This window comes from Corynebacterium sp. HMSC073H12 (assembly GCF_001837775.1).
GTDB lineage: Bacteria > Actinomycetota > Actinomycetes > Mycobacteriales > Mycobacteriaceae > Corynebacterium > Corynebacterium amycolatum.
In genome coordinates this window covers 114,891-128,278 of record NZ_KV834040.1, presented here as the reverse complement: position 1 = coordinate 128,278, position 13,388 = coordinate 114,891, and the positions used below count along the sequence as shown (strand labels likewise).

Here is a 13,388-nt window from a genome sequence, read left to right as displayed (position 1 = left end):
GCAGTGTGGCAAGTGTCGTTGGATGAGTTCGTAGGGGAAGACGAATCTCGTCTTACACCAATTGACCGCAACTTTTCCGAGGACCTTCGTCTATGCGCACCCAACTTTCAGGCGTCCTGTGGATTCACAGCATGCCAGGGCCGCTGCAACCACACATCACGTGGGCGCTGGCCCGACTCAGCATGCCCGATGGCACTAAGCCAGGTCGGGATATTTGGCGTGCGACCGACCAGGATTCCACTTTGTGCGCTGAGGTGCCTTTCACTGCAAGTGCTGACACCATCGCCACACTGGTGGACAACCTGGCTAGGTGGCCGCGCCTCTATTTCGAGCTGGCGCAAGACCCAGTCGTGGATGATGACGGCTACGCCATCGACGGTATGCGCTACTGCCATACCCCGCAGCTGGGGACTTTCGCCGGACAGACCGATGCCGCCGGAAACATCGTGATCAACGAAGACGCGCTGCGTTCCATCATGGCGCGCGGCGGCGACATCGAAGGTGCCCTCGACGCGGCCATCGGCGGGCCGTGGGATCGCGTGTTAGAGCCAATGCGCATGATGACGGCAGGCTACGCCCCCGAAGAGTGCTTTACGACGTCCACCCCTGCCGGGCCCGACAGTGCCAGCGGCAACTCGACCGCTGGCAGCGCAGACCTCGGTGGGGTAGAGGCAGCTAACGTGTTGCAGCTCTACCCGCGCCGGGCGGCGATGTAGTCAACTACATCGCCGAGGGTCTTAAACGAGGATATGTCCTCGTCTTCAACGCGGACTCCCAGCTCTTCTTCGCAACGGACGGCCAACTCTACGACGCTTAGGCGGTCAAAACCGTAGTCGGTCAGCGGGGTGGAGAGCTCTAAGGACTCCACCTCGTCGTTAGCCATCTTTTTGACGATTGCCGCAACTTCGCCGTGAAGACCTGCGGGCAGGTCAGCGTCGGCGGAACTCTTCTTCGAGCCCCCGTTCGCTGCATTAGGTGAGGCATCGTCAGCGTCACCGGTGACCTGTGTGCCCAGTAGGGCGCTGAGCTGATCTCCAAGGCTTGAGGTCATTATTCAGCGTCCTGAGTGGTTGTGGTTGGATCGGTAATCTGCAGCTCTTCAGCTGCTTCCTGGGCGACATTCATGTCGAGCTTGCCAGCGCGTGCCAGTGCGGACAGGGCCGCAACAGCGACTGACTCGCCGTCGGAGTTGAAGTAGCGGCGAGCGGCCGGACGGGTATCCGAGAAGCCGTAGCCGTCGGTGCCGAGGACGGTGTAGTCACCCGGAACCCACTTGCGAATCTGCTCCGGGACCGCACGCTGGAAGTCGGTCACTGCGATGAACGGCCCATCGGTGTCGGACAGCTGGCGGGTAACGAAGGCGTCGTCGACCTCTTCAGCCGGGTTGTGCAGACGCTCAGTGTCACGCTCGTGCCCATCGCGGGCCAGCTCATTCCACGATGTCACCGAGTAAATCGAGGAAGCCACGCCGTAGTCTTCCAGGATGTCCGCGGCGCGCAGCGCCTCCTGCATGCCAATGCCGGAAGCCAGCAGGTTGACATGCTTGTCGCCCTCAGCCTTGCGGAAGCGGTAGATACCGCCAAGTAGCCCCTCGACATCGAGGTCTTCCGGGACGGCCGGCTGCGAAGTCGGCTCATTGTAGATAGTCAGGTAGTAGATGACATCTTCGCCACGCTCCGGCCCGTACATGCGGTCGATACCGTCGCAGACGATGTAGGCAATCTCGTAGGCGAACGCCGGGTCGTAGGAGACCACAGACGGGTTCGTAGCCGCCAGCAGCTGGGAGTGACCGTCCATGTGCTGCAGGCCTTCACCTGTCAGCGTCGTGCGACCAGCTGTAGCTCCGAGCAGGAAGCCACGGGACATTTGGTCACCAGCGGCCCAAATGGAGTCAGCCGTGCGCTGGAAACCGAACATAGAGTAGAAGATGTAGAGCGGAATCATGGCCACGCCATGGGTGGCGTACGCCGAGCCGACAGCGGTAAACGACCCCACAGAGCCCGCCTCGGAAATGCCCTCGTGCAGAATTTGGCCGTCCTTCGCTTCCTTGTAGGACAGCATCAGCTCATGGTCGACCGGAGTGTAATTCTGGCCGTGCGGGTTGTAGATCTTCAGCGTCGGGAACCAGGAGTCCATGCCGAAAGTACGGGCCTCATCAGGGATGATGGGCACAAAACGATCCTTGAGGTCCTTATCGCGCATCAGGTCCCTGAAAACACGCACCGTCGCCATAGTGGTGGCGACCTTCTGCTTACCTGATCCCTTGAGGAGGTTTTTCAGGCTCTCAGGCTTTGGCACTGTCAGAGGCTCGTAGCTAGTGCGGCGCTCTGGCACGAAACCGCCGAGCTCCTTGCGTCGCTCCAGCATGTACTGCACTTCCTCGGACTCCGGGCCCGGGTTGTAGTACGGCGGTAGGTAGGGATTCTTCTCCAGCTCCTCGTCGGAGATTGGAATGCGCTGGTTATCACGGAAAAGCTTCAGATCATCGAGCGTCAGCTTCTTCATTTGGTGGGTCGCGTTGCGGCCCTCGAAGTTGTGGCCGAGGCCATATCCCTTAATCGTGTGCGCCAGGATGACAGTTGGCTGGTCCTTGGTCTCCAAGGCCTTCTTGTAGGCAGCGTAAATCTTGCGGTAGTCGTGGCCACCGCGACGGAGGTTCCAAATCTCCTCGTCGGTCATGTCCTCGACCAGCTTGGCAGTGCGCGGGTCACGGCCGAAGAAGTGCTCTCGCACCCAAGCGCCGTCGTTAGCCTTCAGCGTCTGGTAATCGCCATCGCAGAACTTATTCATCAGGTCGACTAGTGCGCCGTCCTTGTCCTTGGCGAAGAGCTCGTCCCATTCACGGCCCCAAACGACCTTGATGACATTCCAACCAGCGCCGCGGAAGAACGACTCCAGCTCTTGGATGATGCTGGTGTTGCCGCGCACCGGACCGTCGAGGCGTTGCAGGTTGCAGTTAATGACGAATGTCAGGTTATCCAGGTTGTTCAGCGCCGCATGCTGAATGGCGCCACGGGATTCCGGCTCGTCCATCTCGCCGTCACCGAGGAAGGCCCAAACGTGCTGCTGGGAAGTGTCCTTGATACCCCGGTCATGGAGGTAGCGGTTAAAGCGGGCCTGGTAGATAGCGTTAATCGGGCCCAGACCCATCGACACCGTTGGGAACTCCCAGAACTCCGGCATGCCATGCGGGTGCGGGTAGGAGGGAAGGCCATTGCCCTCACCGAGGGAAACTTCCTGACGGAAACCGTCGAGGTCCTCCTCGGTCAGGCGTCCCTCCAGGAATGCGCGGGCATACATGCCCGGCGAAGCGTGGCCCTGGAAGAAGACGTGGTCACCGCCGCCTGGGTGGTCCTTGCCGCGGAAGAAGTGGTTAAAGCCGACCTCGTAAAGCGGTGCGGCACCCGCATAGGTGGAGATATGTCCGCCCACGCCGATACCTGGACGCTGTGCGCGATGGACCATAATTGCCGCGTTCCAGCGGATCCACTTGCGGTAGCGGCGCTCAATGTCCTCATCGCCTGGGAATTCTGGCTCCATCTCAGTCGGGATGGTGTTGACGAGGTCTGTCGAGGTCAGCGGCGGTAGGGCCACGCGCTTTGCCGTGGCACGTTCCAGCAGTCGCAGCATGAGGAAGCGTGCGCGTTCCGGACCTGCCTCTTCTAACAGGCCGTCGAGAGACTCAAGCCACTCCCTGGTCTCTTCAGGATCTGTATCCGTGAGATAGGAGGCGACCCCATCACGGATAAGGGCAAAGTTTGACTCATCAGAGTGGGCTTGTGGCGTACCTGACGATGTATCGGACATTGTGAGCTCCTTTCAGTCCCTGAAGGAAAGGCAAAGGTTATTTTTCTCCACTCTACTTCTGAATCGTTTGTTGTGCCCCTAGCCGTTTCTTACACACGCTTTCACCAAATAATCCGCTTGGCTTTACGACGAACATTGCGAAGAACACCGCGAAAACTGCACCTTTTTGGGGAAATTCTTATTTTGCAGCTGTGAAAAATGTATTTGAGCGGTAAAATTCCTGCACATAGTTCGAAAAATCGAGCTGAATAGTTTTTCTAGAGGAGGAAAAGGGAAGTGGTCAACGCCACAGGCGCTGCTCATGAATATGCGAGCAGGCTCGGCATTAAGGAAGGTCAGCTAGTCCAGGAGGTTGGCTGGGATACAGACTGTGACTCAGCAATCAGTGAGTCGGTCGAGAATTTCCTGGATGCAGACCTGCTCGACGAAGACACGGATGAGGTTGTCGACGTCGTATTGCTGTGGTGGCGCGAAGAAGACGGCGACTTGGTCGATGGTCTTGTGGACGCTTCCCGCCCTTTGGAGGATGAAGGTCGCGTTTGGCTGCTCACGCCGGGCGCTGGTCAGCCGGGTGCCATTGATCCTGGCGTGATTGACGAGTCCGCACAGCTGGCAGGTTTCTCCAACACCTCGGCGCTTCGTCTGGGGGATTGGCAGGGCAATTGCCTGGTGCAGCGCTCTAGTTAGCCGGCTTTAGCTGTCCCGTTTGAATCGGCTACTAGCTGAGCTGTTGAAACAATATACTTAAACGCTGTTTGTAGTGCGCAATTGGCAATCTATGTTTGCCGTGTGTTAAAGTTTCGCAGCAGCGCGGCGATAGCTCAGCGGTAGAGCTCTGGTTTTACACACCAGCGGTCGGGGGTTCGAAACCCTCTCGCCGCACAGATATAATCCGCCCGGATTCTTGTAATGGAGAATCCGGGCGGATTTTGTTTGTGCTAAACTCCCGGTCTGTGCGTTTTACAAAATCGCTTGCCACCATTGTTTTTGTCGGATCTCTGCTTGCGGGCGATCCCGCCTACGCAATCGGCGGGGATGGTAAACCGATAATCGATTCGGCCACCTGTAAAGCAATGGTCAAGGCTGCAAATGCGGGCGAGCCGCTCGATGTCGTAGCCGTTCTACAGGGACAGTTTGATTAGATTGCGTACACATGCCAGGAGCCGACACCTCTGGCGGCGTGGTGCGGCTATCGCAGTGGGGTATGCACTTGACCGCATTTTCGCAGACCCCACCAATCACCATCCGGTGGCCCTCTACGGGCAGGCCGTCAGCAAACTTGAGCGCCGAATCTACGCCGACTCCAAAGCGCGCGGTGTGGCGTTCACCGCAATCGCAGTGGCCACACCGGTAGCGCTTACCGCCGCAGTCAGCACGGTCGCACCGAGTCTCACGCTGGCTGCCGCCACGTGGGCTTCGCTCGGCGGCACCACTCTCCGCCGTACTGGCGAGCGCATGACTGACCGACTCACCTCCGGCGACATCGATGCCGCCCGCGAACTTGTGCCGTGGTTGTGTTCGCGTGATCCGGAAGCTCTCGACGCTGATGGCATCGCCCGAGCGACCGTCGAATCGCTCGCTGAAAATACCTCCGACGCAGTCACCGGCACTCTCATGTGGGGTGCCATTGCAGGCGCTCCTGGTGTGGTCGCTCATCGAGCGGCTAATACCCTCGACGCGATGGTGGGATACCGCAACGCTCGCTATCGGCAGTTCGGGTGGGCCAGTGCACGGCTTGACGACGTCGCCGGGTTCTTCCCCGCGAGACTTACAGCTGTCGCAACTGTGGTTGCAGGTCCGGACCGTCGTCAAGCATTGGCAGCGTGGCGACGAGACGCCAGCAACCACCCAAGCCCGAACGCGGGCGTCGTGGAGGCGAGCGCTGCTGGTGCGCTGGGGCTGCAGTTGGGCGGCGCGACGGTGTATCCCAGCGGAGTGGAGATGCGCCCGGTGCTTGGCAGCGGTCGGAGGCCTTCGGTGACCGATGTGCGGCGTGCCGCAGGGCTGAGCAAGCGAGTACAAAACATTGTTGCGCTCAGCTGCGCCGGAGCAGCAGTAGTCGCCGGATGTATCCGACGAGTGAAAGCGCGAGCTGAGAGTTAGAAACGCTCGTCGTATCGGTTATCGCGATAACCTGCGGCGCGGTGGCCAGTGTTGCCGTAGCGTTGCGCCATGCGCTGACGGTGCAGCTCGGTGGCGCGATCCTCTTCGGGCTTAGCCGGCGGAGGGGTGGGAGTGGTGGCATCGTCCGATTCGGGTGTTGCGGCTTCGGCGGCATCAGCGTCATCTGCTGGTTCCGCGGCTTCGGCGTCGCGGAGGGCCTTGGCCATCTCCTCCTGCTCCGCGCGGTCTCGTCTGCGCTCGACGATTTCAGCGCGAATGAACCAGACGACGGCAAGCGGCACGAGAGCGCCGAAGAAGATCCATTGAATGCCGTAGGAGAGGTACGGGCCGGACTCCAGAGTGGGCAGCGGAATGGCCTCGATGACGGCATCGGATTTGTCCGAGAGCTGAAGCCAATCGGGGTTGAGTTCGGTGTCGACTAGCTCGGACACTTCCTTGGTATTGATTCCGTAGACCTGCGGCGGGGTGCCGGCGATTGGAGCGGTCTCGGCGGGAATCTCGTTTCGGCGGGTAAAGGCCGAGATAGTCAAGGTGCCCTTCGGGGCTGGCTCAACATTGGGGGTGCTGGAGTCTGTCGGGCGTACAAAACCACGGTTGACCAGGTAGTTTTCGCCATTGTTAGCGACGAAGACATCGAGTACCTGAACGGCGGGAGCGCCATTTACTGGGCGGTTACGCAATAGAACGCGGGTATCCGGCAGGAAGGACCCGGTGGCGGTAACGCGACGCCATTCGTTGCCCTCGACGAACCCTTTGCCCTTGGGCATTAGCTCATTGACATCTACGGGGTCGAGCTCGAATGAGTGCTCAAGCTGCTGATTGCGATGCTGCGTCGCGGTGTTCTTACCCAACTGCCATGGAGCCAGAACAGTAAATGCGAGATAGGAAAACGCAATGGCGACAATCGCAGTGAGAACCCATCCAGGGGTCAGAAACTGGCGCACATTCTTAAACACATTCATTGAGCTTACCCGGTGCTGCGGATGGCACTAGAGCGTATGGCACTAGAGCGGCTGGCACTGTTGCGGCGGGTGGGCAGTGGCACCTGTTTTCAAAGTGCATACCAAATGTGCACAGTGCTGATGTGGTGATGCGGGAGGAAATGGCTGATTGCCGTGAGGGAAATCTCGCTTTCGCAAGGATTCACCTGCGCGGAGATTGAGTGAACTTCGGGTAAAGTTGTTTGAGCGTATTTGACGGGGAATCTACCCGGGATAGATGGAAAGAGAGGTGTCGTGGTGGGCACGCAAACAGCGAAATCTTCGCCTTCACGCCGCTTCAGCACAGTCTCGCGCCAGTTCATCAAGTTCGGTCTGGTTGGCGGCACAGGTGTGGTTGTCAATCTGCTTGTCGTGATTATTGCTCGCAAGTTCGGGCTCAGTCTGGGCACCAATGAACATGACGTGTTTATGAACCTGTTCGGGACACGGTGGAATATCCGTTACTCCCACGTCTATGCAACTCTGGCGTTTGTCGTGGCTAACATCTGGAACTTCCAGCTCAACCGCTCCTGGACTTTCCGAACTGACAATCGCCCGAACTGGTTTAGGCAGTTCTTCCCGTTTTTATTTGCAGGTATCTCAGCGCTGATTGTGAACCTGGTTGTCATCACGCTGCTGACTAACCCCACCTCGCCGCTGGCACTGCCAACGGACATTTTCGACGACTCCACCGGCTTTAGGAACCGCCTCTACTGGGCAAACCTCATCGGTGTCATCTTGGGCACGCCCGCTAACTTCATCTTGAATAAGATTTGGGCGTTCCGAAACCGGGGCAATGCCAATAAGACAAAAGAAAAGGTTGTTTTGAAACCTTAACGCTCAGAGGCCAGCGCCAGAGTCTCACGCAACCATGCGATGATGCCCGGCGTCGCGGCCTCAATTTCGTTTCGAGTGCGGACGAACCCCTCCGGGCCGCCGTAGTAAGGATCGGCCACGACGGCGCTCTTCGGGGACGCCGGGTCGAAGGAACGCAGCAGGCGAATCTTCTCTTTTGGCACGCCAGCGCGGAGTAGACCATTGATGTGCGATTCATCCATGGCGATGAAAAGCGTTGCATCCATGTGCTCATCGCCCAGCTGTGCTGCGGTGTGATTTGGGTCGTATCCAGCATTTTCCAGCTCGGCCTGAGCCCGCTCGTCGGCGGGTTCGCCGACATGCCAGCCGCCGATTCCGCAGGAAGCGAGCAGGACATCGTCGGCAAGCGCATTGGCTTCAACTGCGTCACGGACGATGATTTCAGCCATGGGGGAGCGGCAGATATTTCCGGAGCAGACAAACACGACGTACACGGACTCAGTACGATGCGACGAGTTCATAAGCATAATAGGCAAAACCAAACTTCTCGGAAAATAAAAATAGGATTGTCACTAATCGTTGACGAGTCTTAAAGATACAACATTTCCCGCACAACACGATTCAGGTTCCCAGGCGAGGCCGCCACCGCCGCAGCCGATGCCCACTCAGATTCCGAGCCGTAGCCCCATTTAACAGCGATGGCCGGGATACCGAACTGTGCGGCGCCCTCAAAATCATGGATGCGATCGCCGACCATTACAACCGACCCACACGGGCGCACTGCTTCATCGGTTTCAATGCCCAACTCCTTGAGCGTGTACTCAATGACCTCAGCCTTTGTCTGCCGTGAGCCGTCGTCGCTGGCGGCGCCGATGAAATCAAAGGCGTCGAGAAGCCCGAAATTATCCAGGGTCTTGCGGGCGAAGTACTCGCCCTTGGAAGTCGCGGTGGCTAGTTGAACACCAGCTTTCCGCCAATCGCGCAGGAGCTCCGGCCAGCCGGGAAACATCTCGGCACGCTGCCAGCCACCGGCGTGTTGATGCTCCATGTACACGGCGAAGGCTCGGTCGACTTGTTCGTCGGAAAGCCCGAGAGATGCGAGTGTTTCCACCATTGGCGGCCCGGGAATCGTGTTGATAAAGCTCTCAGGCGGAAGGGGGTGGTCAATTTCCTCCAATGCAAGGCGAAAGCCATGTGCGATTGCGGGGAGAGAATCGGCGATGGTGCCGTCGACATCAATAAGGACAGTGGGGCGATGGCCAGTGGACATATTGTTCATCCTAAAAGGTCATTAGGCTGGATGGCATGTTAGACGACCCGCTGCGCTATCACGGTGACCAGGCCGCCCATGGCGCTGACCTGGACTTTGCCGTCAATGTCCACGGCGCCACACCGCAGTGGCTACAGAACTCGCTGGCCACGTCCCTCGGAGAACTTGCCGCGTATCCGTCGGCGCAGCTCGATGCCGACGTCCGCGCCGCCATCGCCGCCAACCACAATCGCAGCGCCGACGAGGTACTGCTTCTCCACGGCGTCGCCGAGGGCTTCTCGCTCTTGCCTCACTTGGGCTTGCCCGCCACAATCGTCCAGCCGCAGTTCACCGAACCCGAAGCCGCCTTCCTCGCCGCAGGAGTCGAGGTGGATTCGCTGGTACTGCCGTCGCCGTACACACTCATGCCTACGCTTGTCGACGTCCACGAGAACGCATCCCTCCCGCATTCCCAGCAGCTTGAAGGCCGGATGGTCATCATCGGCAATCCGACCAACCCCACCGGCGTTGCTCATTCAGCGGATAATCTGCGGGGGCTCGCCAGCCGTTGTGGGATCCTGGTCGTGGATGAGGCGTTTATGGACGTCGCCGATGGTGAGATTATTCGGCGGTGCTCGCTAGCCGATTGCAGGCCGGGGGAAGCGAACAGAATCCCCGATAATGTCATCGTTTTCCGCAGCATGACTAAGACCTGGGCAATCGCTGGCCTGCGCTGCGGTTACGCACTCGGTCACCCGGAGCTCCTGGCACAGCTGGCGCGACGGCGTCCGCACTGGCCTCTGGGCACGCTGCAACTTACCGCTATGGCGGCAATCGCTCAGCGTGAGGAAGAGCTGCTATCAGAAATTCGTGCCGAGATTCGTCAGCAGCGCGAGTCTATGACACAGCTGCTAAGGGCCGCCGGCTGGCAAGTGTTGGATTCCGAGGCTCCCTTTGTGCTGGCACGTCCGAGAGGTGACCGGAGTTCTCACAATGGGCAGGGTGCTGCGGAGGTTGACGTCGTCAAGCATGAGCGTTTGCGGCAGGATCTTGCAGAGCGTGGAATAGCCGTGCGACGTTGTGACACCTTTGCCGGCCTGGACGGTTCGTGGTGGCGGCTGGCCGTGCGGGATGAAGCGAGTGTGCGGCGACTAATTGCGGAGGTGGCGGAATTACTGTCGCAGAACTGATGCGGTGGGGCAGAGTTCACTACGCTGGAGGAGAGGCTGGAGAGAAATGCATGTTGAAGGGATGGATGTATGACGGACTCTGCGCAGACCCGTGCCGAGGGCGATAACACGGTGGTGACCGTTGCCGACGTGCGTACGGCGATGGACGCGGCCTACCCACCGGCACTGGCGGAGAGCTGGGATAAAGTTGGCCTGATTTGCGGTGACCCGCAGGATGAGGTTCGTCGCATCGCGTTGGCGCTGGACTGCACTGACGAGGTCGCAGATCGCGCGATTGCCTCCGGTGCTCAGATGCTCGTTGTGCACCATCCGCTGCTTCTGCGCGGTGTGAATTCCGTGGCGGCGGATACACCGAAGGGTCGGATTATTCATAAGCTGATTCGGGCAGGTGTAGCTCTCTTTGCAGCGCACACTAACGCTGACAGCGCACGACCGGGTGTCAACGACCAGTTGGCCACGGTGCTCGGAGTCGAACCGGGTGCGCCGCTAGCTCCGCAGCCGGCTCCCGGCTTGGATACCTGGACGGTGAAGGTTCCGGCAGATCACGTCGATAAGGTCGCGCAAGCCATGTTTGAGGCGGGCGCGGGCACTATCGGCGACTACGACAGCTGTGCGTTTCACATTAACGGCCGCGGCCAGTTCCGCCCGCTGAGCGGGGCAAATCCCTTCATCGGTGCCGAGGGGCAGGTCGAGTATGTCGAGGAAGTGCGCCTGGAAATGGTCGCACCACGGTCCATGCGCGCGGCGATTGTTAAGGCTCTCGTTGCAGCGCACCCGTACGAGGAACCGGCCTTCGACATCGTGGACAATCAAGCCACCGGTCTGGACCCACAGCAGGCTGTGGGCATTGGGCGAGTGGGCACGCTAGATACGCCGATGCCATTTAAGGACTTCGTCGCTCGTGTGGCTGAGCGCCTGCCTGCAACGGCATGGGGAGTGCGCGGCGCAGGCGATCCGGAGCGGATGATTCGTACGGTTGCCGTTGCATCTGGTTCGGGCGACTCTTTCCTGGACACCGTGGCGAAGATGGGCGTCGATGCGTTTGTTACCTCGGACCTGCGTCACCACCCCGTTGATGAGACACTGCGGACCGCGGACTTCTGCGTCGTGGATACGGCCCACTGGGCCAGCGAGTTCCCCTGGTGCTACCAGGCCGCAGACATGCTGGCCGAGAGGCTCGGGATCGCGACCGAGGTCCTTGAGGTGCGCACCGATCCCTGGACAGTGGCAGAATCGTCGACACAGGCAAGGAAGTGAAGACCATGAGGCTTAGTCCACAAATCCAAGTGGCGATGTTGGAAAAGGCGGAAAACCAAACTCTGTTGGATGGGCTCACCGCCCGCCAGAACGTTCTGCCCGAGCGTGCCGAGTTGCAGGAGCTGCGCAAAAAGCACAGCCGTCAGGCCAGTGAGGCTGCGCGCTCCAAGCTCAGCGCCTCCGATATTGGCCGCGATATTGCCAAGCTGGAATCGGACATCAACAAACTGAAGGCCCGCGAAAAGGCAGACCGCCTGTCGCTCGGTGCCGCAGAAGACGCATCCACGCGCCGTGACCTCGAGCACGACCTGCGCTCCACCGAGCGTCGCCGCGAACGCGCTGAACAGGAACTCCAGCAGTACGAGCGCATGCAGGAGGCCTATCAGGTCGACGCCGAGCACGAATACGACGCCGACGAGGCGCACGATGACATCGTCGCCGCCAAGCAAAGGCTTAACGACGCCGAGGTTGACCTCATTGCGCGCATTTCCATCGCTGAGACCCGAATCGAAGAGGCTGACAAACTCATTGATGGTTCGGCAGCCAAGCTATACCGTCGTCTAGCGCTTGCTAACGGCATCCCTGTCGCACGCCTGAACGGGCGCACCTGCGGTTCCTGCTTCATGGAGCTCGATGTCGGAACCGTGCATGAATTCACCACGCTCGCGCCGGAAGAAGTGACGTTCTGTCCTGAATGTGGCGCGATGATCGTGCGTGCGGAAACGCTGGGAGCAGTGAAAGGCAAGTAAATGAGCCAGGCTGCAGACAAGCGCGATAGCGCGCCGGGCTGGACGGGTGCGACCACGGACCCCACGCGGCTGGTGCTGCTGCGCCATGGGCAGTCGCCGATGTCGATTCGCCGGGAGTACTCGGGAAGTCGTTCGAACCCCGACCTGACGGAGGTCGGCAAGCAGCAAGCGGCAGCGGCGGCACGGCACCTCGTAGAGCTGGTTGATAGCGGCAGCATGAATTTCTCGGCCATTGTGGCCTCTCCACAGCGTCGTGCACAGCAGACGGCAGAGGCGGCAGCAGATGCGCTCGACCTGGACATCCACATCGAAGAGGATCTGCGCGAGACCGACTTCGGGCAGTGGGAGGGCATGACTTTCTCCGAGGCGCACAACTCCACCCCTGAGCTGCACAGTTCCTGGCTTGCGGACCCGACCGTGGCGCCGCCGGAGGGGGAGGATTTCCGCTCGGTCGATAGCCGAGTGGGCGCCGCGCGCGAGCGCATCGCTCAACAATTCGGCGCCTCTGATGTGCTGGTAGTCAGCCATGTCACGCCAATCAAGTCGTTGCTGCGCCAGGGGCTCGGCTGTGGTTTTGAAATCTTCACCCGCCTGCACCTGGACCTGGCCAGCCTCTCCATCGCGGAGTTCTACGCAGATGGGCCGACATCAGTGCGGCTGATTAACGACACCAGCTACCTGCGTGGTTAGCAGCCGGGTACGGCGGGTTATTTGAATTGCGGTTGTGGCGGGTACACTAACCATTCGAGCGAGCCGGCCGGGTGATCGCGGCAGTTAACGGAACCGGGCGCCTCTTTTTACAGAGTGTGTCCAGGCCGCTGTCGAGGAAAGTCCGGACTCCACTGGGCATGGTGGTTGCTAACAGCAACCCAGGGTGACCTGCGGGAATAGTGCCACAGAAAATAGACCGCCGGGCGCACAGCCGATGTCTTTGACATAAGGCTGTGGAGATTCGGTGAGGGTGAAAAGGTGCGGTAAGAGCGCACCAGCGGGGCAAGTGATTGCACCGGCTAGGTAAACCCCACCAGGAGCAAGGCAAAATCGCGCATGCTTCGTCGTGCGTGTGCGCGAGTGTTTGAGGGCTGCCCGTCCGATACTCGCGGGTGTGCTGCTTCAGGCTGTCAGCAATGGCAGACCGAGATGGATGATCGCCACCCGGCGCTTTCCGAAAGGGACGCCGAGGGACAGAATCCGGCTCATAGGCCGACTCGTTCAC

14 protein-coding genes, 1 tRNA gene and 1 other RNA gene are annotated in these 13,388 nt (G+C 59.9%); 11 read left to right on the top strand and 5 right to left on the bottom strand.

Annotation, left to right across the window (positions count from 1 at the left end; all coding sequences use genetic code 11):
• Window positions 1–92 precede the first annotated feature (92 nt).
• Entirely contained in the window at window positions 93–716 is a 624-nt protein-coding gene (locus tag HMPREF2708_RS09225) for a DUF3145 family protein (RefSeq protein WP_070834021.1), read from the top strand.
• Here HMPREF2708_RS09225 and HMPREF2708_RS10940 read toward each other — a convergent pair.
• Together HMPREF2708_RS10940 and aceE are read right to left on the bottom strand one after the other, a co-directional pair.
• Window positions 692–1,051 (bottom strand): acyl carrier protein, encoded by a 360-nt coding sequence (locus HMPREF2708_RS10940; protein WP_083321920.1) that lies wholly within the window; start codon window positions 1,049–1,051, stop codon window positions 692–694. The two genes, HMPREF2708_RS09225 and HMPREF2708_RS10940, sit on opposite strands and share 25 nt — an antisense overlap.
• Window positions 1,051–3,807, bottom strand: coding sequence for a pyruvate dehydrogenase (acetyl-transferring), homodimeric type (gene aceE, locus HMPREF2708_RS09215; RefSeq protein WP_070834020.1), 2,757 nt, complete (start codon window positions 3,805–3,807; stop codon window positions 1,051–1,053). The genes HMPREF2708_RS10940 and aceE overlap by 1 nt, the downstream gene beginning before the upstream one ends.
• A 276-nt stretch (window positions 3,808–4,083) precedes the next feature.
• Here aceE and HMPREF2708_RS09210 point away from each other — a divergent pair, with 276 nt between their 5' ends.
• From HMPREF2708_RS09210 to HMPREF2708_RS09195, 4 genes are all read left to right on the top strand, one after another.
• A complete protein-coding gene (locus HMPREF2708_RS09210) occupies window positions 4,084–4,494 on the top strand; it encodes a DUF3052 domain-containing protein (RefSeq protein ID WP_005511050.1) in 411 nt (136 codons plus the stop codon).
• 123 nt (window positions 4,495–4,617) lie between these two features.
• Window positions 4,618–4,689, top strand: a tRNA-Val gene (locus HMPREF2708_RS09205).
• 71 nt (window positions 4,690–4,760) lie between these two features.
• Complete coding sequence (locus tag HMPREF2708_RS09200; protein ID WP_141762940.1) at window positions 4,761–4,949, top strand: hypothetical protein; 189 nt, start codon at window positions 4,761–4,763, stop codon at window positions 4,947–4,949.
• A 1-nt stretch (window position 4,950) separates the two neighbouring features.
• The gene (locus HMPREF2708_RS09195) at window positions 4,951–5,910 is read left to right on the top strand and encodes a cobalamin biosynthesis protein (protein WP_256380894.1); all 960 of its coding nucleotides are present in this window, start codon (window positions 4,951–4,953) and stop codon (window positions 5,908–5,910) included.
• On the opposite strand, the gene HMPREF2708_RS09190 is transcribed toward HMPREF2708_RS09195, so the two are convergent.
• On the bottom strand, window positions 5,907–6,893 hold the full coding sequence (locus HMPREF2708_RS09190; protein WP_070834017.1) for an SURF1 family cytochrome oxidase biogenesis protein: 987 nt from the start codon (window positions 6,891–6,893) through the stop codon (window positions 5,907–5,909). The genes HMPREF2708_RS09195 and HMPREF2708_RS09190 overlap by 4 nt on opposite strands.
• A 276-nt stretch (window positions 6,894–7,169) precedes the next feature.
• On the opposite strand from HMPREF2708_RS09190, the gene HMPREF2708_RS09185 reads away from it, so the two are divergent.
• Window positions 7,170–7,748: a GtrA family protein gene (locus tag HMPREF2708_RS09185; RefSeq protein ID WP_246840402.1), complete on the top strand. Its 579-nt coding sequence runs from the start codon at window positions 7,170–7,172 to the stop codon at window positions 7,746–7,748.
• Here the strand turns inward: HMPREF2708_RS09185 and HMPREF2708_RS09180 are convergent.
• Together HMPREF2708_RS09180 and HMPREF2708_RS09175 are read right to left on the bottom strand one after the other, a co-directional pair.
• The gene (locus tag HMPREF2708_RS09180) at window positions 7,745–8,248 is read right to left on the bottom strand and encodes a low molecular weight protein-tyrosine-phosphatase (RefSeq protein ID WP_371326301.1); all 504 of its coding nucleotides are present in this window, start codon (window positions 8,246–8,248) and stop codon (window positions 7,745–7,747) included. The genes HMPREF2708_RS09185 and HMPREF2708_RS09180 overlap by 4 nt on opposite strands.
• 68 nt (window positions 8,249–8,316) lie before the next feature.
• Window positions 8,317–8,997, bottom strand: coding sequence for an HAD hydrolase-like protein (locus tag HMPREF2708_RS09175; protein ID WP_070834014.1), 681 nt, complete (start codon window positions 8,995–8,997; stop codon window positions 8,317–8,319).
• 35 nt (window positions 8,998–9,032) lie between these two features.
• On the opposite strand from HMPREF2708_RS09175, the gene cobC reads away from it, so the two are divergent.
• From cobC to rnpB, 5 genes are all read left to right on the top strand, one after another.
• Complete coding sequence (gene cobC, locus HMPREF2708_RS09170) at window positions 9,033–10,166, top strand: aminotransferase class I/II-fold pyridoxal phosphate-dependent enzyme (RefSeq protein WP_070834013.1); 1,134 nt, start codon at window positions 9,033–9,035, stop codon at window positions 10,164–10,166.
• Window positions 10,167–10,235: 69 nt separating this feature from the next.
• Entirely contained in the window at window positions 10,236–11,423 is a 1,188-nt protein-coding gene (locus HMPREF2708_RS09165) for a Nif3-like dinuclear metal center hexameric protein (RefSeq protein ID WP_070834012.1), read from the top strand.
• 5 nt (window positions 11,424–11,428) lie between these two features.
• Window positions 11,429–12,172: a zinc ribbon domain-containing protein gene (locus HMPREF2708_RS09160; protein ID WP_070600939.1), complete on the top strand. Its 744-nt coding sequence runs from the start codon at window positions 11,429–11,431 to the stop codon at window positions 12,170–12,172.
• A complete protein-coding gene (locus tag HMPREF2708_RS09155) occupies window positions 12,173–12,862 on the top strand; it encodes a histidine phosphatase family protein (protein WP_070834011.1) in 690 nt (229 codons plus the stop codon).
• 59 nt (window positions 12,863–12,921) lie between these two features.
• An RNA gene (gene rnpB / locus HMPREF2708_RS09150) (RNase P RNA component class A) lies at window positions 12,922–13,387 on the top strand.
• Window position 13,388 lies beyond the last annotated feature (1 nt).